Below are 22,138 nucleotides of genomic sequence, written 5' to 3'. Positions count from 1 at the left end.
CAAGTACAACGGTAAGGAACTGGATAGACAAGGTGGTCTTGACTGGTATGATTATGGGGCGAGACATTATGATGCGGCAATAGGTAGATGGCATGTTGTAGATCCGATGGCGGAGAAATATTATTTGTGGTTTCCGTATGCGTATTGCCTGGGAAATCCGGTGAGGTTTATTGATCCAACAGGGATGGTTACGGAGATTGCCCGTTTTATGGATGCTCTTCGTTTCAATAATAGTTCTATCCTGGAGAAGTTTAACTTTAGCTCGTGGGATTATGCTACGGATGTGGAGTTCACAGGCAATTTGACATTCAATGATGAAACAAATACTTTTTATTCAAGTTATGGTATTGTTGAGGATGGAGTCCCTACCAGAGTTGGTGTTTCTGTAAAAGCATCCAATGTTTGGGAAGGTGGAGCTTCAATAGATGGAGGTAAAGGAAGATGGTATCGAAATGCATCTGGTAGCCTGAACAATGTATATCCTGAGTTCGGGATTCTTACTTTTGCAAGGGGGATAGCTAATCTGTTATACAAGGGGGGACAGAAGTTACCTGTTCAGATACACCACTTTGCTACAAATAAAAACTCTAAATATACGAGAAAGATGGCAGATATCGCTCAAATTTATGGATTAAAGCTAGATGAGGCTTGGAACAAAGTGGCACTTCCGCATTTGGGAAGACATCCAAACGCATATCATGAGTTTGTATTGAGGGGTATGAAACAAGCTAGTAGGGAAGCCGGTAGAAATCCTAAAAAGTTTCTGAAACTCTATAATAAATATGTGAAACAAAAAGTTATTAATAATCCCAATTTATTAAATAAATCAGGTTGGAAATGAAAAAATATTATTGTGTATATTGGAGAGATAATCCAGAGATTGCAAGTGCATGTTATGAGGGTGAGAATCAACTCGATTATGAGTTAATATCTCGGTTGGAAGGCAAAAATGAAATGCCGTTAGATTTTAAATTGAGAAGAATTAAGGAGGGAAAAGATGGCTTAACTATTGATGACAATACATTAATAGTAAAAGATGTTTGGCTGGATTATCAGCCTAATAGCTTGGTGTGGCCTATAATGTCTGAAAAGTTTAAAAGTATAATTGAAGCGAGTTTGAAAGGCAATGAGCAAATAGATTGGATTACTTGCAATCTTAGAAATTTAGGTGAAACTAGGGAGTATTACATTTTGCGCTTCAATAAGCAAATGGATGTGTTGGACAAGAAGAAAACATTATTTATGGATGAAAGAAAAGAAAGTGTAATAAAGCCTGCCTTTTCTTTCTCTAAAATTAAAAATTACAGTGTATTTGTATGTCCTTCATCCTATAATTTTTGGAAAATACCTTCTTCATTCTATGTTAATGAAGAAATTAAAAAGAAAATACAAAAAGAAAAATTAACAGGAATAGAGTTCGAAAAGGCGATTATAACGGAATAGATATTTCTGAACCATGTTGTGATTTAGTTAATCATATTCGATAACCGTATTTGATGCTTGTCCTGACATGAGAACTCCTAATTATTAGTTTCATGTCAGGTTTTTTTTGCATTACTCTGGGTTAAATCAAGATGGACAGCACTTCGATGTACAAATAGGTAGCAAATTGGAGTATGTGTTTGGCAAAGCGACAGGAAATGCACATAATATAGAATGGTCAAAATGTATGCTAAGGTAATTTTTATCGATAATAAGGAAGGCCAAGTTATAAAAGAAATAGGCTTAACTAGCCCATTGATTGGTGTTTATCAAATAGATGATAACAAGATGCTCGTTTTGGAAGAAACTTATATTAGAACAGTTAACTCTTATGGGGAAATTGTTCAAGATATGACGACTGATTTAATTGATGACTTTAATATTCAGGATGATGTACTATATGTATTCGCTGATAATAATAAATACACATATAAATTATAGCGTCTTATTCTAGTATAAAGTGACTTGGAAATCAATTTAGTTAACCATGTTCGAGTCTTATTATGTTTTGTGAAATATTCTTTTAAGTCATGACTTCCGGTATGGATCAGCTTTGAGCTTTGATACATACCGGTTTCTTTTTGTTTTAGAGTCTATTTAAATTTTCCTCAATAATAATCTTATAGTTGCCAATTTGACTATTTCCTCTGCTGAATCGAATGTTGTCCCTTCCATTTTCCGCCTTGTCGAAATGTTAATAGTCTATCATAGTCTCGTCAATCCAGTTATAGAAACATGGGTTTCTCAGTTAATCTGACTTTTTAATCTTTCTTCAAAAAGATATTTTGTCCCGATATGAACTGTCAAAACTACTCTTATCTTGTATCGGGGGCAACTCTTCTATTAAAAGTCCTTAACGAAACCCCAATCCATCACTTTTTATTTGTTTCTTTGCACCAAATTCGGGTATAGTGTTGTCTTGTTATTCGAGGCAGCACTTAATTTTGCTTAGATAGTTAATGGAGAAACTCAGTATAAATGCTTGTCCGGTGTGTGGCGGTGCGCACTTGAAACGCGTCATGACTTGTACGGATTTTTATGCTTCGGGCGAACAGTTTGAACTGTATTCGTGTGAGGACTGTGGATTTACATTCACACAAGGAGTCCCCGTGGAAGCAGAGATAGGCAAGTACTATGAGACTCCCGACTATATCTCTCACACCGATACGCGCAAAGGCGCGATGAATAATATCTACCATTATGTACGTTCCTATATGCTGGGCCGCAAAGCGCGCCTGGTAGCCAAGGAAGCGCATCGTAAAACAGGGCGTTTGCTTGATATAGGTACGGGAACCGGTTACTTTTCCGACACGATGGTTCGCCGGGGCTGGAAAGTGGAGGCGGTGGAGAAAAGTCCGCAGGCACGTGAGTTTGCGAAGTTGCATTTCGATCTGGACGTAAAGCCCGAATCGGCTTTGAAAGAGTTTGCTCCCGGCAGCTTTGATGTTATCACCCTTTGGCATGTGATGGAACATTTGGAACACCTTGATGAAGTGTGGCAGCGACTTCATGAGTTGCTGACAGAAAAAGGAGTATTGATTGTAGCTGTACCCAACTGCTCTTCTTATGATGCCAAGCGCTACGGTGAATATTGGGCGGCTTATGACGTTCCCCGTCATCTCTGGCATTTTACTCCGGGCACTATACAACAATTGGCTTCCCGTCATGGCTTTATTATGGCAGCGCGTCATCCGATGCCGTTCGATGCGTTCTACGTATCCATGTTGAGCGAAAAACATCGTGGCAGTTCGTGCAGTTTCCTGAAAGGGATGTTTGCCGGGACATTGGCCTGGTTTAATGCTTTTGGACGGAAAGAACGCAGTAGTTCCATGATTTATGTATTCCGAAAAAAGAGATAACGCATGGGAAATCAAAACAAATATAAGTCAGGTTCAATCTTCGATATGCAGTTCATCACGTCGAGTATCAGTACGACACTGGTGTTGCTGTTGTTAGGACTGGTTGTCTTTTTCGTATTGACGGCGCACAATCTTTCCGTATATGTCCGCGAGAATATCAGTTTCTCTGTTCTTATCAGTGACGACATGAAAGAAGCGGATATACTGAAACTTCAGAAGAAGCTGAATCAGGAACCTTTCGTGAAACAATCTGAATACATCTCTAAAAAACAAGCATTGAAAGAGCAGACAGAGGCAATGGGAACCGATCCGGAAGAATTCTTGGGTTATAACCCCTTTACCGCTTCCATCGAAATCAAGCTTCATTCCGACTATGCAAACTCCGACAGTATTGCGAAGATAGAGAAAATGATTAAAAAGAACACCAATATTCAAGACGTGCTCTATCGAAAGGAACTGATTGACGCTGTGAATGATAACATACGAAATATCAGTCTGGTACTGCTTGCTCTGGCGGTCGTGCTTACTTTTATCTCTTTTGCCCTGATAAACAATACCATAAGACTGGCTATTTATTCCAAACGCTTCCTTATTCACACCATGAAGCTGGTAGGGGCGAGTTGGGGATTCATCCGGGGACCATTCCTTCGAAAGAATGTATGGAGCGGAATACTGGCAGCCATCGTTGCCGATTCTATATTGATGGGAACCGCTTATTGGGCTGTGACGTATGAACAAGAATTGCTTCAGGTCATCACGCCCGAAGTCATGTTGATTGTCTGTGCAAGCGTATTGGTATTTGGAATTGTAATAACGTGGCTATGTGCCTATTTTTCCATGAATAAATACTTGAGAATGAAAGCAAACAGCCTGTACTATATTTAGCGGATTGCGAGCGGCTGATTATAAAACAGTGTTTGTGTGTGATTAGCATCCGTAACGACCGACTGATAGATTAAGGGAATGATTGTAATTAGTAATTTGTAATTAAATAAACTATGTCTGACAAGCAGAAATTTGCCTTTGATAAAGTGAACTTTATCTTGCTCGCGATAGGAATGGCGATTGTTATTATCGGCTTTCTATTGATGACGGGACCAACATCGTCCGAAAACTCTTTTGAACCCGATATTTTCAGTGTACGCAGAATCAAGGTAGCGCCAGTCGTTTGTCTGTTTGGCTTCTTGTCTATGATTTACGCTGTATTACGCAAACCTAAAACACAAAAAACAGAAGAATAAAGATGGGGGATTTAACGACATTTGAGACGATTATTATTGCTATTGTAGAAGGATTGACAGAGTTTCTTCCGGTTTCTTCTACAGGACACATGATTATTACGCAAAACATTTTAGGAGTAGAAAGTACTGAATTTGTAAAAGCGTTTACTGTTATTATCCAGTTTGGCGCAATTCTTTCAGTGGTTTGTCTTTACTGGAAACGTTTTTTCCGGTTGAACCATACGCCGGCTCCTGCGGGAGCTTCCGCTTTGAAGTGTTTTTTGCATAAATTCGATTTCTACTGGAAGTTACTGGTGGCTTTTATTCCTGCCGCAGTTTTGGGATTCCTGTTCAGCGATAAGATAGACGAAATGCTGGAGAGTGTGGCGATAGTGGCAGTGATGTTGGTGATCGGTGGTATATTCATGCTGTTCTGCGATAAAATTTTTTCGAGAGGAAGCGAAGATACAGTGCTGACAGAAAGAAAGGCATTCAATATCGGTTTGTTTCAGTGCATTGCCATGATACCGGGAGTATCCCGTTCGATGGCTACCATCGTCGGAGGTATGGCCCAGAAGCTGACTCGCAAGGATGCTGCCGAGTTTTCATTCTTCCTTGCCGTGCCGACCATGTTTGCGGCAACCGGTTACAAGGTGTTGAAACTCTTTCTGGATGGTGGTACGGAGATTCTTGTCAACAATATGCCGGCACTTATTATAGGTAATGTAGTAGCTTTTATCGTCGCTTTGCTGGCTATCAAGTTCTTTATTAGCTTCGTTACGAAATATGGCTTTAAGGCATTTGGCTGGTACAGAATTATTGTTGGCGGAACCATTTTGGTAATGCTGTTGCTTGGATACAACTTAGAAATTGGCTGATGAATTTTAAAAAAGGAGAAGTACTGTTTTTCAATAAACCTTTCGGATGGACTTCATTTAAAGTAGTAGGGCACGCCCGCTATCATATTTGCCGCCGGATCGGAGTGAAAAAACTAAAAGTCGGCCATGCCGGAACACTGGATCCTCTTGCAACGGGGGTGATGATTGTATGCACAGGCAAGGCAACCAAACGAATAGAAGAGTTCCAATATCATACGAAGGAGTACGTCGCAACGTTGCGTTTGGGCGCTACTACCCCGTCATACGATTTGGAACATGAGATAGATGCCACCTACCCTACCGAGCATATCACAAGGGAACTGGTGGAAGAAGTGTTGACGCGCTTTATCGGTGCCATCGATCAGGTGCCTCCTGCTTTCTCTGCCTGTATGGTAGATGGTAAACGTGCCTACGAACTGGCCCGGAAAGGGGAAGAAGTCGAACTAAAAGCAAAACAGCTTGTTATCGACGAGATTGAATTGCTGGAATGTCGCCTGGATGATCCGGAGCCGATGATTCAAATCCGTGTCGTATGCAGCAAAGGAACATATATTCGTGCTCTGGCGCGTGATATTGGTGAAGCGCTCCATAGCGGAGCCCATCTGACAGGATTGATCCGCACCCGTGTAGGTGACGTCCGGTTGGAAGACTGCCTGAACCCCGAACACTTTAAAGAGTGGATTGACGGACAGGAAATAGAAAATGAGGAAGAAAATAATTAACGTAATAAAGAATAGATATGAAATTATCACAATTCAAATTTAAGTTACCCGAGGATAAGATTGCTCTACATCCTATGAAATATAGGGATGAGTCTCGTTTGATGGTATTGCATCGTAATACAGGTAAGATTGAGCACAAGATGTTCAAAGATGTGTTGGACTACTTTGATGATAAAGATGTGTTTATATTCAACGATACGAAGGTATTTCCTGCCCGTTTGTATGGTAACAAGGAAAAGACAGGTGCTCGTATCGAAGTATTCTTGTTGCGTGAGTTGAATGAGGAACTTCGTTTGTGGGACGTATTGGTCGATCCGGCACGTAAGATCCGTATCGGTAACAAACTGTATTTCGGTCCGGACGATTCGATGGTGGCCGAAGTGATTGATAACACCACTTCCCGTGGACGTACGCTCCGTTTCCTTTATGACGGACCTCATGACGAGTTCAAAAAGGCTTTGTACTCTTTGGGTGAGACTCCACTTCCCCACTCTATCATCAACCGTCCTGTGGAACCGGAAGATGCTGAACGCTTCCAGTCTATCTTTGCGAAGAACGAAGGAGCGGTGACAGCTCCGACTGCTAGTTTGCACTTTAGCCGTGAATTGATGAAACGTTTGGAAATCAAAGGTATAGACTTTGCATATATTACTTTGCACGCTGGTCTGGGTAACTTCCGCGACATCGACGTAGAGGACTTGACAAAGCATAAGATGGATTCGGAACAAATGTTTGTAAACGAAATGGCGGTGAAAACCGTTAATCGTGCCAAAGATAACGGCAGAAATGTTTGTGCGGTAGGTACGACCGTGATGCGTGCTATTGAAAGCGCAGTCAGCACCGACGGACATTTGAAGGAATTCGAAGGATGGACTAATAAGTTTATCTTCCCTCCGTATGAATTTACCGTAGCCAATTCAATGATTTCCAATTTCCACATGCCGCTTTCTACCTTACTGATGATTGTAGCTGCTTTCGGTGGTTATGACCAGGTGATGGATGCTTACCATATAGCATTGAAGGAAGGTTACCGTTTCGGCACGTATGGAGATGCAATGCTGATTCTGGACAAATAATGGCTAAAGTTTATTTGGGACTTGGCACTAACCTTGGAGATAAAGAACAAAATCTTCGGGATGCCGTGCAAAAAATAGAAGAGCAGGTAGGGAAAGTAGTTTCCCTGTCTGCTTTTTATGTTACTGCCCCTTGGGGGTTTGCTTCAGAAAATAGTTTTCTAAATGCGGCCGCTTGTGTAGAGACGGAATTATCCCCATTGGAGGTATTGCAAGAGGCGCAAATGATTGAAAGGGAGCTGGGGCGTACCAAAAAGTCCGTCAACGGAATGTATAGCGACCGCCTGATTGATATTGACCTGTTACTTTATGAGGATTTAGTGCTTTCTGTGACCTCTTCTTCCGGAGCAAAGTTGACCCTCCCCCATCCGTTGATGGCAGAACGTGACTTCGTTATGAAACCACTGGCGGAAATTGCTCCCGGATTAGTGCATCCGGTACTCGGGAAAACGATGAAAGAGCTTACTTCTTCTTTTTCTCCGCAATAAATACCGGCAAATAGGCGATGCATCCTATCAGTACTGCATACAGCAGATGAATCTCCTGAAACGGCTTATCGATGAAATGGCAGACAATGGCGTAGATAGCAATCGTGAATCCTACATAGAGTGCCAGCACCAAAAGCGTTTTTAATTTCTTATTTAGAATCATTATAAATCTATTTATGTGTTAAATACGTGGCAAAGATACTCATTATCTCCGAAATCTCTTTATCTTTGCAACCGAAATGAAAGTGTGGACAGATTTGAGTAGCTTGCAACCACGGAAAAAAATGCTAAAACACGTCTGATTGACGCCTTTCGGCTTATCCTTTGCAGCACTCGCCTCTCCTACTCTCTCATTCTTAATTCTTATTTTTTAATTCTTAATTTAAGAAAGATGGGATACTTATTTACATCCGAATCGGTGTCAGAAGGACACCCCGACAAGGTAGCCGATCAAATATCGGATGCCGTGCTTGACAAACTGTTGGCTTACGACCCCAGTTCGAAAGTAGCTTGCGAAACACTAGTGACTACCGGACAAGTGGTGCTAGCGGGTGAAGTGAAAACAAAAGCGTACGTTGATCTACAACTCATCGCACGCGAAGTGATTAAGAAAATCGGTTATACCAAAGGAGAGTACATGTTCGAAAGTAACTCTTGTGGTGTACTCTCTGCTATTCATGAGCAAAGCCCCGATATCAACCGTGGTGTAGAGCGTCAGGATCCGATGGAACAGGGCGCAGGCGACCAAGGAATGATGTTTGGCTATGCTACCAATGAAACGGAAAACTACATGCCGCTTTCTCTTGATTTGGCACACCGCATTCTGCAAGTGCTGGCCGATATTCGTCGTGAAGGAAAGGTAATGACTTACCTCCGCCCCGATGCCAAAAGCCAGGTTACTATCGAATATGATGACAACGGAACGCCTGTTCGTATCGATACAATCGTTGTTTCTACACAACATGATGACTTTATCCAACCGGAAGATGATTCGCAAGCTGCTCAGCTGAAAGCTGACGAAGAAATGCTGTCTATCATCCGCCGTGATGTGATCGAGATTCTGATGCCTCGTGTAATTGCTTCTATTCATCACGATAAGGTATTGGCACTGTTCAATGATAAAATCATCTATCATGTGAATCCTACCGGAAAATTTGTAATCGGTGGTCCTCACGGAGATACCGGTTTGACGGGTCGTAAGATTATCGTCGATACTTATGGTGGTAAAGGTGCTCACGGTGGTGGTGCTTTCTCCGGAAAAGATCCTAGCAAGGTAGACCGTAGTGCAGCTTATGCAGCACGTCACATCGCAAAGAATATGGTTGCGGCAGGCGTAGCAGATGAAATGCTTGTACAAGTGAGCTATGCTATCGGTGTGGCTCGTCCGATCAATATCTTTGTCGATACTTATGGTCGTTCTCACGTCAACATGACTGATGGTGAGATTGCGCGTGTTATCGACCAATTGTTCGATCTTCGCCCGAAAGCTATCGAGGAACGTCTGAAACTTCGTAATCCTATTTATCAGGAAACAGCCGCTTATGGTCACATGGGACGTGAACCGCAAGTGATAACGAAGAAATTCTCCTCTCGTTACGAAGGAGACAAAACTGTGGAAGTGGAACTCTTTACATGGGAGAAACTCGACTACGTAGATAAAATTAAAGCTGCTTTTGGTCTGTAAAACAGTCTGAAACAGGGTTTAACTTATTAAGAAAGAGCTGCAATTTCAACTTCCTTTAATGGAGATTGAAGTTGTAGCTCTTGATTTTTAATAAGTTATATTTAAATAAATGTTTTTTGGCTATTAAGTGCGTTTTGCCGGAATTTGCTACTTTTGTTCCGTAAATAAACAGACTGTCTAATGAAAATAAGATATTGTTGTCCTAAACGCTATTTATTGGTGTTCTTTAGTTTATTTGTCAGCGTAGGTAGCATTTTAATGTCTGTCTTTTTTTCTTCCTGTTCCTCTCCTTCAGTGAAGAACCCATTGTTATTATGCGCTGATTTATTAATGGAGATATATCCAGATAGTGCTTTGTCTATTTTGGAATCAATCACTTATCCACAGAAAATGCCACGTGCCGACCGGGCGCTTTATGCGCTACTGCTCACACAGGCACGGCATAAAAACTATATTGCTTTAGAGGATGATTCGTTGATAAAATCGGCTGTTGACTACTATGGTGATAAGAAGAAAAGTCTGCGCGCTGCAAAGGCTCATTATTACTGGGGAGCTACTTATCGGGAGATGGGGTATACCTCATTTGCTGTAGAAGAGTATCTGACAGCAATTCGGCTGATGCCTGTTAGGGATGAATTCTTAGCAATGATTTATGATAATCTTGCGGACTGTTATGAAAAAGATGAATTGTTTGATATAGCAATTGAGGCTTATCGCCAAGCTTATCAAATATTAAGAGGGGGAAGTCAACAGATATATCCATTGAGAGGTATTGCACGTATGTGTTTGTTGCAAAATAGGAAGGACAGTGCATTGGTTTATTATCAGCAAGCTCTTGATTGTGCATTAGTGGAACAAGATTCTAGTTTGATAGGGGCTCTTTACCATGATCTTGCCATGGCTTATAATGAAAAAAAAGATTATATTCAAGCGGATAAATATGTGTCAAAGGCTATTAAGATACAAGGACAGGATGCTGTCAATGTCTGTTTGTCAAAAGCACAGATTATGTTGAATCTGAATAAACTTGATTCTGCCAGTTATTTTTATAGTAAGAATGTGGATCAACTTGATATTTATGGAAAGGCTGTTTATTATGATGGAATGTATCAAATAGCGAAGAAAAGAGGTGAATGGAAAACGGCAACAGAAAATATAGATGCATATAAAATTCTTTATGATTCTATCCAGTTCATAACTGACAATGAAGAACTTAATCGACTTATGGATAAACATCAATTGGAGGAGCATAAGAGGTTACTGTCAGAACATACTAAAATGTTAATTTTTAGCTTGATTACTGCGTTCTTTTTATTGATGATTATTTGTGTCTTTTGTTTTATGTGGAATGACAGGAAGAGGAAAAAACGTTTTATTGCATTGCAACGTGAATTAACTCAAAAGCGAGTAGATACCATGTTACTTAGAGAAGAAGAGGCTTCTGAATCTAATAAAGAAGATTTAGATAAGAAAAGGTCGGAGTTGACAGAACAGCAAGTTCAATTATGTATATCTGTGCTTAAAACAACTGATTGTTACGATCGATTGGAAGCATTGGAGAAAGCAACTCCTAAGCAATTGTTGGCGATGCGTAGTTTGAGGAAGGATATACGTTCTACCATTTCTAGTGCATTTGTTGATGTGATGATGAATTTGAAGGAGCGCTATCCGGCTTTAACGGGTGATGATCTATTTTATTGTGTTCTTTCATTACTTTGTTGTTCAAAAACTGTCATGATGGAGCTGATGGATGCTACATCAGATGCTCTTAAGACGCGCAAAAATCGTATAAAGAACAAAATGGATACTCAAATTTTTGATCGGGTGTTTGGTGTTGATATTTAGTGAGATATGTTGATCTTCCTTGGCTTGTTTTGCTTTTAAATAGATGACTGTTACCATTGTTACCACATAAAAATCGTTTCTTTTGCTTCATCTGTGTATTTTTGAGGCGAAATTTTAAACCCATTTATTATGAAAGCTAAATTCTTACCTCTTTTGTTGTTGACAGTTTTACTTCAAGTAAGCATGTTCTCTTTTGCTAATGAGATGACAACCGCTCGTATAATCAGGCTAAAAAATAAGACTGAGGTACAACACCGATCTATCCCTGTTACTCCTGATGCTAGTATTGAAAACTCATTGTTGTCTATCGACCTTCTTTCTACTGTTCCTACTGTAACTGTTATCATAAAGAACGCAGCAACAGGTGAAGTTGTTTATACATCTACTGATTTAAATGTAGATAAGGTTTATATTGATCTTACAGGTGAGGAGAAAGGTAAATATACTTTGGAGATACAACTTCCCAAGGAGGTCTTTATTGGAGATTTTGAATTAGAATAAATCTTTGAAATATATATTATTTGCAACTAACATAATGATGATATACCTAAATCATTAACTGATGAAGCCCCGCTGTTGAAATATATGGCGCATTGCTGAAATGGCGATTAGATGACCGAAAGGGGAAAGATCGGTTAATTCTGTTCGTGGGCTTAATAGGCCTTGTGAAAGGCGCATAAAGGTATATTGAAACGTAAAATTAAAATCACTTTTTAAAATTGTATGCTGAATACTACTGGTAGGGTGTTCGAATGATTTTATGATTCGAATAATAAAGTTCATTCAGCAACAATTTGATACACCTGTTAGTAGATGAGATATCTGTGATAGATGTATTCTCTGTGAGAAAGGTTCTTGGACTTCTGGATAAGAAGTCCAAGATTTTTTTAAGATATATGGCATTTTAACGCTAAAGTGGATTCTATTTATTTTAATGGATATGAGATGTTGTTATTAGAGAAGTCAAGGTTGATGTTGATGATGGATAATTTGAAAACTTGTACCACAGTGGAGCAATTTAGAACTTTGATGTAAAGAGAATATCTTCAGCGTATGTCTGAATTCGAACTTGTAGCAAATTATGTAGATGGTCTTATTAATAAGAATGATAAAGCTACTGTACGTAGCTATACTAAACAAGTCTATGCACAGATTGATGCATCTTCTGATTATTTATTGTGCCAAAAATGAGTATCCATTTACTCGGTTTGTTGTATTTACTATGTACTATTTGGGGAGTAATGGTGGCTTGTGAGAGCGTTTGAACTTATATCTGTTAATTTGATGGTATGGAATAAGGTGACTCTCGTTATTTTTCGTATTTTTGTGCCATATTTAAAGTGGCGTGAGAGTGATGAATCAGATAAATTCCGTATGCGTATATAGCGCTTCCAGTACCAAGATAGATGCTGTTTATTTTCGGGCAGCCGAGACTCTCGGTCGTTTGCTTGCCGAACACCATATCCGTTTGATAAATGGTGCCGGAAGTATTGGCCTGATGTGTTCTGTGGCAGATGCTGTATTGAAAAATGGTGGTGAGGTGACAGGTGTGATTCCTCGTTTTATGGTAGAGCAAAACTGGCATCATACGGGATTGACAGAACTGATTGAAGTAGAATCCATGCACGAACGCAAGCAAAAGATGGCGGCTTTGAGTGATGGCATTATTGCTTTGCCCGGTGGATGCGGTACCCTTGAAGAACTGCTGGAGATTATTACCTGGAAACAATTGGGATTATATCTCAATCCGATTGTAATCCTCAATATAAACGGATTCTTCGATCCACTCCTCGAAATGCTTGAGAAGGCTATTGATGAGAACTTTATGCGCCGGCAACACGGTGATATATGGAAAGTCGCACAGACGCCGGAAGAAGCGGTTCAATTGCTTTATGAAACTCCCGTATGGGACATTTCCATTCGTAAATTTGCAGCGATATGATAGGCGACACACTAAGTTCCCGGAGTGTGGATACATTGTCTTTTTTCCAACAGGAACAGACTAGTCCGGCAAAGGCGGACACTGATAGTCTGCAGTTGGCTGATCTTCATGCTGTGCAAGAAGTCGATTCCGGCTTTGAGGGGACACCTATCTCCTACTCTCCCCGCACGGATGATGCCATTGCGTTGACCTTGTTGGCTTGCTTCTTTCTTTCCTCCATAGCCTTGGCACGCGGAAAGAGATTTCTCTCCCAACAAGTGAAAGACTTTGTATTGCATCGTGAACGAACGAGTATTTTTGATAGTTCTACGGCAGCTGATGTGCGTTATCTCCTTGTGCTTGTGTTGCAGACTTGTGTCTTGTCGGGTATTACATTCCTTAATTATTTTCATGACACATGTCCCGCCTTGATGAACCATGTATCCCCCCTCCTTTTGCTGGGTATCTATGTTGGTTTCTGCCTCGTTTATTTCTTACTAAAATGGCTGCTTTATATGTTTCTTGGGTGGACATTTTTTGATAAAAATAAGACAAATATATGGCTGGAATCCTATTCTGCACTCATATATTATGTCGGATTTGCCCTTTATCCGTTCGTTCTTTTTCTAGTTTATTTTGATTTGAGTCTCACAAGTTTGGTCATAATTGGGGCTATTATTTTAATTTTCACTAAAATATTGATGTTTTATAAGTGGATAAAGCTTTTTTTTCATCAATTTAGCGGGCTTTTCCTATTAATTTTGTACTTTTGCGCTCTTGAAATAGTACCTTGTCTGTTACTCTATCAAGGTATGATTCAAATGAACAATATTTTGCTAATAAAATTTTAGGACGTTGAAAATTAAAAAAGTACTAGTGTCGCAGCCTAAGCCTGCGTCAGAGAAATCTCCCTATTACGACATAGCTGAAAAGTATGGCGTTAAAATAGATTTCCGACCGTTTATTAAGGTTGAAAGTCTTTCGGCGAAAGAATTTCGGCAACAGAAAATTTCGATTCTCGACCACACAGCCGTAATATTCACTTCGCGCCATGCTATTGACCATTTTTTCACTTTGTGTACTGAATTGCGCGTGACAATTCCCGAAACGATGAAGTATTTCTGTGTGACGGAAGCTGTTGCATTGTATATTCAGAAATATGTGCAATACCGCAAGCGTAAGATTTTCTTCGGAGCTACCGGAAAGATTGAAGACCTGATACCTTCCATTGTGAAGCATAAAACGGAGAAATATCTCGTTCCAATGTCAGACGTACACAATGATGATGTGAAAAACTTGCTCGACAAGAATAACATTCAGCATACAGAAGCTGTGATGTACCGTACGGTGAGCAACGACTTTACACCGGACGAGGAGTTTGATTATGACATGTTAGTGTTCTTCAGCCCTGCCGGAGTGACTTCATTGAAGAAGAACTTCCCTGATTTTAATCAGAGAGAGATTAAAATCGGAACTTTCGGCTCTACCACCGCACAGGCTGTACGTGACGCAGGTCTCCGTCTGGACCTTGAAGCTCCTACGGTGCAGGCTCCGTCAATGACTGCCGCACTTGATATGTTTATCAGAGAAAACAATAAATAAACAGAGTGGGTATATATACTTTGTGTAAAGCCGAAAGGCTGAATAGTAAAATTTTGATCGGAAAGATGTTTGAAGGCGGCGTTTCGAAGTCGTTTTCCATCTTTCCGATACGCGTTGTATATATGCCTGTCGAGCAGGGCGAGGCTCCTGCTTCTATACTAATTAGTGTGTCGAAACGTCGTTTTAAACGAGCGGTGAAACGCAACCGTGTGAAACGTCAGATACGCGAAGCCTACCGGAAGAACAAATCTCTCTTGGTGGACGAACTGCAACGCCGGGAGCAGCGGTTAGCTGTTGCCTTTATCTATCTGTCGGACGAGCTTATTGCTACTTCCGAATTGGAAGAAAAGATGAAAATAGCGCTTGCGCGCATCTCTGAAAAACTATCCTCATGAAACCTCGTAACTCCCGGATATCTGCCCTATGGGTATTCGTAACGGGAATTGTGAGGAAAGTACTCTCTTTCTTGTTGCTTGTTCCCATCTACTTTTACCGGGTTTGTATTTCCCCTCTTACTCCTCCCTCTTGTCGATTTACGCCAACCTGCTCAGCTTATGCCGTTGAAGCAATTAAGAAGCATGGTCCTGTAAAGGGGCTTTATCTTGCTGTGCGGCGTATTCTGCGATGCCATCCTTGGGGTGGCTCCGGCTATGATCCCGTACCTTGAAGCAATTAAAAATGAGAAATAGAAGATGAAAAAGAATGTGACTGACATTTTGGACATTCATACTCATAAACTGGAGGCTGATTCCTTGGGAAAATCCATCATCAATTATCCGTTGTTGGCGGACTCTTCATTGTATATACCTCTCGCAGGAGAGGTAGAAGTGGATAGGGGATATTATTGTTCTGCCGGCATTCATCCCTGGGAGTTGACAGAACATAATGCCGGGCAGCTATTGGATTATCTTAAGCGGCAGTTGCGGAGAAAACAGCTTGTAGCCGTAGGAGAGGCGGGGCTGGATAAATTGGCAGCAGTTCCGGTAGAACTTCAGTTAGCCCTGTTTAAGGAACAGGTAAAATTATCGGAAAAGTGCGATTTGCCGTTGATTATCCACTGCGTGAAAGCAATGGACGAACTGTTGGCAGTGAAAAAAGAATTTCATCCTCAACAAGCTTGGATATGGCATGGTTTTCGTGGGAAACCGGAGCAGGCGATGCAGTTGTTGAGAAAGGGTTTTTATCTCTCTTTTGGAGAATATTATCCTGATGAAACAATGCAGACAGTACCCGACGAACGGTTGTTTCTGGAAACGGACAACAGTTCGCTTGATATTGAAGATATCCTGTGTCGGGCAGCCAAAGTGCGTGGGGTAGAAAGGGAAGTGTTGCGTGAGACGATCCGCCGAAATATTCAAAATGTCTTTTTTAGGGCGTAAGAGTTGTATCTTCCGAGAAAGAGTCGTACTTTTGTCGCACATGGGATTGAAATACAATAAAAACCAAATAATTAAAGAGTAATACGATGAATTTTGTAGAAGAATTGAGATGGCGTGGCATGTTGCAGGACATCATGCCGGGAACAGAAGAGTTGTTAAGCAAAGAGCAGGTGACTGCCTATTTGGGTATCGACCCGACTGCCGATTCGCTACACATTGGTCACCTTTGTGGAGTGATGATCCTTCGTCATTTCCAACGCTGCGGTCATAAGCCGTTGGCACTGATCGGTGGCGCTACAGGTATGATTGGAGACCCTTCCGGAAAATCAGCAGAACGTAACCTGCTGAACGAGGAAACATTGCGTCACAATCAGGCGTGTATCAAGAAACAGCTTGCCAAGTTCCTCGACTTCGAGTCGGATGTACCTAACCGTGCCGAACTGGTGAACAATTATGACTGGATGAAAGATTTCACTTTCCTCGATTTTGCTCGCGAAGTAGGTAAGCACATTACTGTGAACTATATGATGGCAAAAGACTCTGTAAAACGCCGTCTGAATGGTGAAGCGCGTGATGGATTGTCATTTACCGAGTTCACTTATCAGTTGCTTCAAGGATATGACTTCCTTCATTTGTATGAAACGAAGGGCTGTAAGCTTCAGATGGGTGGTTCCGACCAATGGGGAAACATCACTACCGGTGCCGAATTGATCCGCCGTACCAATGGGGGAGAGGTGTTCGCATTGACTTGCCCGCTGATTACAAAAGCTGACGGAGGTAAGTTTGGTAAGACAGAATCCGGAAATATCTGGCTGGACCCTCGTTATACTTCACCTTACAAATTCTATCAGTTCTGGCTGAATGTAAGCGACTCCGATGCCGAACGTTACATCAAAATCTTCACTTCTATCGAAAAAGAAGAAATTGAAGCGTTGATTGCCGAGCATCAGACAGCTCCGCATTTGCGTCTCCTTCAGAAACGTCTGGCTAGGGAAGTGACTGTGATGGTTCACTCTGAAGATGATTATAACGCAGCAGTAGACGCGTCGAACATATTGTTCGGTAATGCGACTTCGGAAGCTTTACGTAAACTGGATGAAGATACTCTTCTTGCTGTATTCGAAGGAGTACCTCAATTTGAGATTTCACGTGACGCATTGGCAGAAGGAGTGAAGGCTGTCGATCTATTCGTTGATAATGCGGCCGTATTTGCGTCGAAAGGTGAAATGCGTAAGTTGGTTCAGGGCGGCGGCGTTTCGTTGAACAAAGAGAAGCTAACGGCCTTTGATCAGGTCATCACAACTGCTGACCTGCTCGATGAGAAATATCTGCTTGTTCAGCGCGGTAAAAAGAATTATTATTTGCTGATTGCAAAGTAATAATGCACGATTCACTCGATAGAACGTAAAAAAGTGAACGAAATATTTGGAGGTTTGCTTGCAAACCTCTATCTTTGCACCGCTTTTTAACAGAAAGCACATAAGTTTGGACTATGGTGTAATGGTAGCACAACAGGTTTTGGTTCTGTTTGTCCAAGTTCGAATCTTGGTAGTCCAACGAAGAAAGCCCTGAAAGAGACATCTTTCGGGGCTTTTTCTTTCGTGACTCTAAAGTCGTCGTTTTTGTATATCCTTATAAAGTTAAAGTATATAGGGATCAACGTATATAGAATTCATTAATCTTATTTTATTCGTTATATTGACTATTTTAATGCTTATCGTGTTGGTCGTTGAATAGCTTGTATTTTATTATGGAAGGTTCAAACTGTATTAGGTAGAAATCTCTCCCAAATCGTATTATAGTTCGTTAAAAAAGTGTACATTGCACAGATTCTGGACATTTTTGGGGGATAATTGGAACAAAATTGCAAGGTAAACCCGTTTTCTTTTGCTATTTTTGCATCGTGTACGTAAACGAAGTGCACGTAGAAAGAGAACTTATTCAATAACTATAAATAAAAAGGTATGAAAACGAACTATGAAATTCGCTATGCTGCGCATCCTGAAGATGCAAAAAGTTATGATACTACAAGAATTCGTAGAGATTTCTTAATCGAAAAGATATTTGTCCCCAATGAAGTGAATATGGTATATTCCATGTACGACCGTATGGTGGTAGGTGGCGCGCTGCCGGTAGGAGAGGTGCTGGCGCTTGAAGCAATCGATCCGCTGAAAGCTCCGTTCTTCCTCACTCGTCGCGAAATGGGTATCTACAATGTCGGCGGTCCCGGTATTGTGAAAGCAGGCGACGCGGAGTTCGAACTGGACTATAAAGAAGCTCTTTATCTGGGTTCGGGTGATCGTGAAGTGACTTTCGAAAGCAAAGACGCAGCCCATCCTGCCAAATTCTACTTCAACTCACTGACTGCACATCGCAACTATCCCGACCGCAAGGTGACGAAAGCCGATGCCGTAGTAGCCGAAATGGGTTCTTTGGAAGGCTCCAACCACCGTAATATCAATAAGATGCTGGTGAATCAGGTGTTACCCACCTGCCAGTTGCAGATGGGCATGACGGAACTGGCTCCGGGAAGTGTATGGAACACGATGCCGGCCCACGTACACAGCCGTCGTATGGAAGCTTACTTCTATTTCGAGATTCCCGAAGATCATGCTATCTGCCACTTTATGGGTGAGGTAGGCGAAACACGTCACGTATGGATGAAAGGCGATCAGGCAGTTCTTTCACCCGAATGGTCCATCCACTCGGCTGCTGCTACCCACAACTATACTTTTATCTGGGGAATGGGTGGTGAGAACCTCGACTATGGCGATCAGGACTTCTCGTTGATTACAGACTTGAAATAACAAAATCCAATAGTTTTCCTAATTTAATAATAAAAAGAATTATGAATCAGTATTTGAATTTTTCTTTGGAAGGTAAAGTAGCGCTCGTTACAGGTGCTTCTTATGGTATCGGTTTTGCTATTGCTTCTGCATTCGCGGAACAAGGTGCAACTGTTTGTTTTAACGACATCAATCAAGAGTTGGTAGACAAAGGAATGGCAGCTTATGCAGAAAAAGGTATCAAAGCTCACGGTTATGTATGTGACGTGACAGACGAACCGGCTGTTCAAGCTATGGTGGCTACGATTGCCAAAGAAGTAGGTACAATTGATATCCTTGTAAATAACGCAGGTATTATCCGTCGTGTTCCTATGCACGAGATGGATGCTGCTGATTTCCGTCGTGTAATCGACATCGACTTGAATGCTCCGTTCATCGTTGCTAAGGCTGTTCTGCCTGCTATGATGGAAAAACGTGCAGGTAAGATCATCAACATCTGCTCTATGATGTCCGAACTGGGTCGTGAAACTGTATCCGCTTATGCTGCCGCTAAGGGTGGTCTGAAGATGCTGACTCGCAATATCTGCTCTGAATATGGTGAATACAACATTCAGTGTAACGGTATCGGTCCGGGTTACATCGCTACTCCGCAAACTGCTCCTCTTCGTGAGAAACAAGCAGACGGAAGCCGTCACCCATTCGATTCATTCATCTGCGCCAAGACTCCTGCCGGTCGTTGGTTGGATCCTGAAGAACTGACAGGCCCTGCCGTGTTCCTTGCTTCTGAAGCTTCTAACGCTGTCAACGGCCACGTTCTTTATGTAGATGGTGGTATCCTTGCTTATATCGGAAAACAGCCGAAATAATGTAAGATAGAAGAGATTCCGATAAGGTGATAGAATGGCAAAGAGCATCCTCTTTTCATCTGTCACCTTATTTTTTATCATTCCCTTTGCAGGAGCTATAGGACCGACTTGCTGGATATATATACCCACCGTGGTGAATCTATATATCCAATACGGTGGACATATATGGCTGGCACGGTGGATCTATATATCCAACAGGTGCGGATATAATGGCCTCTATTTGCAAAATATATATTATTCATTCAATGTAGACTAATTATGAAAAAGATATTAATTCTGTTTGCTGTAGCCTTGATAGTGTTTGCTTCTTGTGCCGACAGTAAACAGTCAATGACAATCACAGTGACCAATCCGTTGGCTCTTGAACGGGTGGGAGAGATGGTTGAAGTGCCGATGAGCGATGTTGTTGCCAAGTTGAAACTGGCAGATACAGCGCAGATTGTAGTGCTTGATGTTGACGGTCAGCAAGTGCCTTATCAGGTGACGTATGACGAAAAGGTTGTTTTCCCCGTTGCAGTAGAAGCGAACGGGACGGCTATTTATACTATTCAACCGGGTACACCGGCACCTTTCGATGTCGTTGCTTGCGGTAAATATTATCCCGAACGTCTGGACGACGTTGCCTGGGAGAATGATCTTGGCGGATTCCGTGCGTATGGTCCTGCTTTGCAAGCCCGCGGAGAGCGTGGTTTCGGCTACGACCTTTTCACGAAGTACAACACAACAGAGCCGATTCTGGAATCTCTCTATGCTGAAGAACTGAATCCTGAAAAGCGTGCCAAGATAGCTGAATTGAAAAAGACAGATCCTAAAGCAGCTTCCGAACTGCAAAACGCTATCTCTTACCATATCGATCACGGATATGGCATGGATTGCTATGCCGTAGGACCTACGTTGGGTGCCGGTGTTGCTGCTCTGATGGCGGGTGACACTATTATTTATCCATATTGCTATCGTACACAGGAAATTCTTGATAATGGCCCGTTGCGTTTCACGGTGAAGCTGGAATTTAATCCGCTGGTAGTCCGTGGAGACTCAAATGTAGTGGAAACACGTGTGATCTCTCTGGATGCAGGTTCTTATCTCAACAAAACGATTGTTTCATATACCAATCTGAAAGAAGCAATGCCGGTGACTACCGGACTTGTGTTGCGTGAACCGGACGGTGCGACTGTGGCAGATGCTGCCAATGGTTATATCACTTACGTAGATCCTACAACAGATCGTAGTGGTGCAAACGGCAAGATATTTGTCGGTGCTGCATTTCCTGCACAGGTGAAAGAAGCGAAAGTGGTTCTTCTTTCTGAAAAGGAAAAGAAAGAACGCGGCGGAGCCGACGGTCACGTATTGGCTGTCAGCGAATATGAGCCGGGTTCTGAATATACTTATTACTGGGGTTCTGCCTGGGATAAGGCTGCTATCAAGACTCCGGATGCCTGGAATAAATATATGGCTGAATATGCGCAGAAGTTGCGCACTCCGCTGACGGTGGCATATTAATGTGCTGAATTGCTTATACGGTATACGGTTAAGAAAGAGGAGCGATCTCCCAATTTCGGGCACGAAACAGGCTTTAAACTACAAAAGCCGGGGCGCAAGACCTCGGCTTATATTTTTTTCTTCTTATCAGGGAGCTTTTTGGCTCATTGGAGACTTTCTTTTCAGGAGTCTCTGTTCTTTTCGAAGTTTCCGTTTCCTCAAAGGTTGTTATTATAACACCTTGAATTCATACCCTTCCTCTTTCAGGAATTCAATGGCACGAGGAAGTGCATATTGCAGGTTACCATTATTCCAGGACTTCAGTGAATCATGGAAAGTGATGATGGAACCGTTGCGTGCATAGCGCTTCACATTGTTCAATACTTGTTCCGGACGCATTCGCTTACTATAATCACGAGTCACGAGATCCCACATGATAATGCGGTAATGATAGCGCAAGGTATAATACTGCCGGAACCCCATGTGTCCGTGTGGCGGACGGAAGAGGTCGGAATGAATAATTTCGTCTACCTTTCTGGCGTTTGCGAGGTAATCCGGATTGGAATATTCAAATCCACGGATGTGGTTGAAGGTATGGTTGCCGATGCGGTGTCCGTGTTCTACCACCATCCGGTATTCATCCGGGTGCTTGCGTATATTGTCGCCTACCATAAAGAAGGTAGCTTTAATATGATGCTTTTCCAGTAGTTCCACTACCCAGGGAGTTACTTCGGGGATAGGTCCGTCATCGAAAGTCAGATAGACTGCCCGTTCGCTCGGGTCCATCCTGAAGATGGCTTGTGGATACAACGCCCGGAAAAGCCAAGGTGGTTGTTCTATAAACATGAGAGTCT

At 41.8% G+C, this 22,138-nt stretch carries 25 protein-coding genes and 1 tRNA gene; 24 read left to right on the top strand and 2 right to left on the bottom strand.

Annotation, left to right across the window (positions count from 1 at the left end; all coding sequences use genetic code 11):
- The 10 genes from I2I04_RS18175 to folK form a co-directional block, all read left to right on the top strand.
- The coding region (locus tag I2I04_RS18175) for an RHS repeat-associated core domain-containing protein (RefSeq protein ID WP_195655575.1) at positions 1–841 on the top strand (841 nt) is incomplete at its 5' end.
- On the top strand, positions 838–1,443 hold the full coding sequence (locus I2I04_RS18170; RefSeq protein ID WP_143256596.1) for an imm11 family protein: 606 nt from the start codon (positions 838–840) through the stop codon (positions 1,441–1,443). The genes I2I04_RS18175 and I2I04_RS18170, both read left to right, overlap by 4 nt.
- Positions 1,444–1,665: 222 nt before the next feature.
- Complete coding sequence (locus tag I2I04_RS18165) at positions 1,666–1,923, top strand: hypothetical protein (protein WP_143256597.1); 258 nt, start codon at positions 1,666–1,668, stop codon at positions 1,921–1,923.
- A 518-nt stretch (positions 1,924–2,441) separates the two neighbouring features.
- The gene (locus tag I2I04_RS18160) at positions 2,442–3,341 is read left to right on the top strand and encodes a methyltransferase domain-containing protein (protein ID WP_195655574.1); all 900 of its coding nucleotides are present in this window, start codon (positions 2,442–2,444) and stop codon (positions 3,339–3,341) included.
- 3 nt (positions 3,342–3,344) lie between these two features.
- Positions 3,345–4,226: a cell division protein FtsX gene (locus tag I2I04_RS18155; RefSeq protein ID WP_128858260.1), complete on the top strand. Its 882-nt coding sequence runs from the start codon at positions 3,345–3,347 to the stop codon at positions 4,224–4,226.
- A gap of 113 nt (positions 4,227–4,339) precedes the next feature.
- Positions 4,340–4,582 (top strand): DUF3098 domain-containing protein, encoded by a 243-nt coding sequence (locus tag I2I04_RS18150; protein WP_195655573.1) that lies wholly within the window; start codon positions 4,340–4,342, stop codon positions 4,580–4,582.
- A 2-nt stretch (positions 4,583–4,584) separates the two neighbouring features.
- A complete protein-coding gene (locus tag I2I04_RS18145) occupies positions 4,585–5,439 on the top strand; it encodes an undecaprenyl-diphosphate phosphatase (RefSeq protein WP_195472405.1) in 855 nt (284 codons plus the stop codon).
- Positions 5,439–6,161, top strand: coding sequence for a tRNA pseudouridine(55) synthase TruB (truB, locus tag I2I04_RS18140; protein WP_074706990.1), 723 nt, complete (start codon positions 5,439–5,441; stop codon positions 6,159–6,161). Before I2I04_RS18145 ends, truB begins: the two co-directional genes overlap by 1 nt.
- A gap of 17 nt (positions 6,162–6,178) precedes the next feature.
- The gene (queA, locus tag I2I04_RS18135; RefSeq protein WP_195655572.1) at positions 6,179–7,237 is read left to right on the top strand and encodes a tRNA preQ1(34) S-adenosylmethionine ribosyltransferase-isomerase QueA; all 1,059 of its coding nucleotides are present in this window, start codon (positions 6,179–6,181) and stop codon (positions 7,235–7,237) included.
- Positions 7,237–7,722, top strand: a complete 486-nt coding sequence (folK, locus tag I2I04_RS18130) for a 2-amino-4-hydroxy-6-hydroxymethyldihydropteridine diphosphokinase (RefSeq protein WP_195655571.1) — start codon at positions 7,237–7,239, stop codon at positions 7,720–7,722. Before queA ends, folK begins: the two co-directional genes overlap by 1 nt.
- On the opposite strand, the gene I2I04_RS18125 is transcribed toward folK, so the two are convergent.
- On the bottom strand, positions 7,697–7,885 hold the full coding sequence (locus I2I04_RS18125) for a hypothetical protein (RefSeq protein ID WP_008023736.1): 189 nt from the start codon (positions 7,883–7,885) through the stop codon (positions 7,697–7,699). The two genes, folK and I2I04_RS18125, sit on opposite strands and share 26 nt — an antisense overlap.
- A 228-nt stretch (positions 7,886–8,113) precedes the next feature.
- On the opposite strand from I2I04_RS18125, the gene metK reads away from it, so the two are divergent.
- The 14 genes from metK to I2I04_RS18055 all read left to right on the top strand — a co-directional run bounded on the left by metK (position 8,114) and on the right by I2I04_RS18055 (position 21,305).
- Positions 8,114–9,406 (top strand): methionine adenosyltransferase, encoded by a 1,293-nt coding sequence (metK, locus tag I2I04_RS18120; protein WP_004298895.1) that lies wholly within the window; start codon positions 8,114–8,116, stop codon positions 9,404–9,406.
- 180 nt (positions 9,407–9,586) lie between these two features.
- On the top strand, positions 9,587–11,251 hold the full coding sequence (locus tag I2I04_RS18115) for a tetratricopeptide repeat protein (protein ID WP_195655570.1): 1,665 nt from the start codon (positions 9,587–9,589) through the stop codon (positions 11,249–11,251).
- A 129-nt stretch (positions 11,252–11,380) separates the two neighbouring features.
- Positions 11,381–11,752, top strand: a complete 372-nt coding sequence (locus I2I04_RS18110; protein WP_195655569.1) for a DUF3244 domain-containing protein — start codon at positions 11,381–11,383, stop codon at positions 11,750–11,752.
- Between the two features lie 853 nt (positions 11,753–12,605).
- Positions 12,606–13,193 carry a TIGR00730 family Rossman fold protein gene (locus I2I04_RS18105; RefSeq protein WP_143257063.1) on the top strand — a complete coding sequence of 196 codons (588 nt, stop codon included), beginning with the start codon at positions 12,606–12,608 and terminating at the stop codon, positions 13,191–13,193.
- The gene (locus tag I2I04_RS18100; protein WP_195655568.1) at positions 13,190–14,023 is read left to right on the top strand and encodes a DUF4271 domain-containing protein; all 834 of its coding nucleotides are present in this window, start codon (positions 13,190–13,192) and stop codon (positions 14,021–14,023) included. Before I2I04_RS18105 ends, I2I04_RS18100 begins: the two co-directional genes overlap by 4 nt.
- 4 nt (positions 14,024–14,027) lie before the next feature.
- Positions 14,028–14,774, top strand: a complete 747-nt coding sequence (locus tag I2I04_RS18095) for a uroporphyrinogen-III synthase (protein WP_008023747.1) — start codon at positions 14,028–14,030, stop codon at positions 14,772–14,774.
- A 5-nt stretch (positions 14,775–14,779) separates the two neighbouring features.
- On the top strand, positions 14,780–15,169 hold the full coding sequence (rnpA, locus tag I2I04_RS18090; RefSeq protein ID WP_009040713.1) for a ribonuclease P protein component: 390 nt from the start codon (positions 14,780–14,782) through the stop codon (positions 15,167–15,169).
- Positions 15,166–15,441, top strand: coding sequence for a membrane protein insertion efficiency factor YidD (gene yidD, locus I2I04_RS18085; protein ID WP_223225808.1), 276 nt, complete (start codon positions 15,166–15,168; stop codon positions 15,439–15,441). Before rnpA ends, yidD begins: the two co-directional genes overlap by 4 nt.
- Before the next feature lie 25 nt (positions 15,442–15,466).
- On the top strand, positions 15,467–16,153 hold the full coding sequence (locus tag I2I04_RS18080) for a TatD family hydrolase (RefSeq protein WP_195655567.1): 687 nt from the start codon (positions 15,467–15,469) through the stop codon (positions 16,151–16,153).
- Between the two features lie 86 nt (positions 16,154–16,239).
- Complete coding sequence (gene tyrS / locus I2I04_RS18075; protein ID WP_143256604.1) at positions 16,240–17,532, top strand: tyrosine--tRNA ligase; 1,293 nt, start codon at positions 16,240–16,242, stop codon at positions 17,530–17,532.
- Positions 17,533–17,639: 107 nt separating this feature from the next.
- Positions 17,640–17,710 (top strand) — tRNA-Gln (locus tag I2I04_RS18070).
- 407 nt (positions 17,711–18,117) lie between these two features.
- Positions 18,118–18,960, top strand: coding sequence for a 5-dehydro-4-deoxy-D-glucuronate isomerase (gene kduI / locus I2I04_RS18065; RefSeq protein WP_143256605.1), 843 nt, complete (start codon positions 18,118–18,120; stop codon positions 18,958–18,960).
- A gap of 41 nt (positions 18,961–19,001) precedes the next feature.
- Positions 19,002–19,805 (top strand): gluconate 5-dehydrogenase, encoded by an 804-nt coding sequence (locus I2I04_RS18060; RefSeq protein WP_143256606.1) that lies wholly within the window; start codon positions 19,002–19,004, stop codon positions 19,803–19,805.
- A 258-nt stretch (positions 19,806–20,063) separates the two neighbouring features.
- Entirely contained in the window at positions 20,064–21,305 is a 1,242-nt protein-coding gene (locus I2I04_RS18055; RefSeq protein WP_195655566.1) for a DUF4861 domain-containing protein, read from the top strand.
- Positions 21,306–21,515: 210 nt separating this feature from the next.
- Here the strand turns inward: I2I04_RS18055 and I2I04_RS18050 are convergent, their stop codons facing one another.
- The gene (locus tag I2I04_RS18050; protein ID WP_143256610.1) at positions 21,516–22,130 is read right to left on the bottom strand and encodes a polysaccharide deacetylase family protein; all 615 of its coding nucleotides are present in this window, start codon (positions 22,128–22,130) and stop codon (positions 21,516–21,518) included.
- Positions 22,131–22,138 lie beyond the last annotated feature (8 nt).

The sequence above is a fragment of the Bacteroides sp. 1001136B_160425_E2 genome, from assembly GCF_015559655.1.
In the GTDB taxonomy this organism is placed as follows: domain Bacteria; phylum Bacteroidota; class Bacteroidia; order Bacteroidales; family Bacteroidaceae; genus Bacteroides; species Bacteroides luhongzhouii.
The sequence above is the reverse complement of the archived record's forward strand: the minus strand, read 5'-3'. Positions and strand labels throughout refer to the sequence as shown.

Coding starts and splice junctions, on each gene's coding strand:
- I2I04_RS18160 (WP_195655574.1), top strand. CDS start 2,442: ATGGAGAAACTCAGTATAAATGCTTGTCCGGTGTGTGGCGGTGCGCAC.
- yidD (WP_223225808.1), top strand. CDS start 15,166: ATGAAACCTCGTAACTCCCGGATATCTGCCCTATGGGTATTCGTAACG.
- I2I04_RS18125 (WP_008023736.1), bottom strand. CDS start 7,885: ATGATTCTAAATAAGAAATTAAAAACGCTTTTGGTGCTGGCACTCTAT.
- I2I04_RS18155 (WP_128858260.1), top strand. CDS start 3,345: ATGGGAAATCAAAACAAATATAAGTCAGGTTCAATCTTCGATATGCAG.
- I2I04_RS18080 (WP_195655567.1), top strand. CDS start 15,467: ATGAAAAAGAATGTGACTGACATTTTGGACATTCATACTCATAAACTG.
- truB (WP_074706990.1), top strand. CDS start 5,439: ATGAATTTTAAAAAAGGAGAAGTACTGTTTTTCAATAAACCTTTCGGA.
- I2I04_RS18165 (WP_143256597.1), top strand. CDS start 1,666: ATGTATGCTAAGGTAATTTTTATCGATAATAAGGAAGGCCAAGTTATA.
- I2I04_RS18145 (WP_195472405.1), top strand. CDS start 4,585: ATGGGGGATTTAACGACATTTGAGACGATTATTATTGCTATTGTAGAA.
- I2I04_RS18115 (WP_195655570.1), top strand. CDS start 9,587: ATGAAAATAAGATATTGTTGTCCTAAACGCTATTTATTGGTGTTCTTT.
- I2I04_RS18055 (WP_195655566.1), top strand. CDS start 20,064: ATGAAAAAGATATTAATTCTGTTTGCTGTAGCCTTGATAGTGTTTGCT.
- metK (WP_004298895.1), top strand. CDS start 8,114: ATGGGATACTTATTTACATCCGAATCGGTGTCAGAAGGACACCCCGAC.
- I2I04_RS18110 (WP_195655569.1), top strand. CDS start 11,381: ATGAAAGCTAAATTCTTACCTCTTTTGTTGTTGACAGTTTTACTTCAA.
- queA (WP_195655572.1), top strand. CDS start 6,179: ATGAAATTATCACAATTCAAATTTAAGTTACCCGAGGATAAGATTGCT.
- I2I04_RS18150 (WP_195655573.1), top strand. CDS start 4,340: ATGTCTGACAAGCAGAAATTTGCCTTTGATAAAGTGAACTTTATCTTG.
- kduI (WP_143256605.1), top strand. CDS start 18,118: ATGAAAACGAACTATGAAATTCGCTATGCTGCGCATCCTGAAGATGCA.
- tyrS (WP_143256604.1), top strand. CDS start 16,240: ATGAATTTTGTAGAAGAATTGAGATGGCGTGGCATGTTGCAGGACATC.
- I2I04_RS18105 (WP_143257063.1), top strand. CDS start 12,606: ATGAATCAGATAAATTCCGTATGCGTATATAGCGCTTCCAGTACCAAG.
- folK (WP_195655571.1), top strand. CDS start 7,237: ATGGCTAAAGTTTATTTGGGACTTGGCACTAACCTTGGAGATAAAGAA.
- I2I04_RS18170 (WP_143256596.1), top strand. CDS start 838: ATGAAAAAATATTATTGTGTATATTGGAGAGATAATCCAGAGATTGCA.
- I2I04_RS18100 (WP_195655568.1), top strand. CDS start 13,190: ATGATAGGCGACACACTAAGTTCCCGGAGTGTGGATACATTGTCTTTT.
- I2I04_RS18050 (WP_143256610.1), bottom strand. CDS start 22,130: ATGTTTATAGAACAACCACCTTGGCTTTTCCGGGCGTTGTATCCACAA.
- I2I04_RS18060 (WP_143256606.1), top strand. CDS start 19,002: ATGAATCAGTATTTGAATTTTTCTTTGGAAGGTAAAGTAGCGCTCGTT.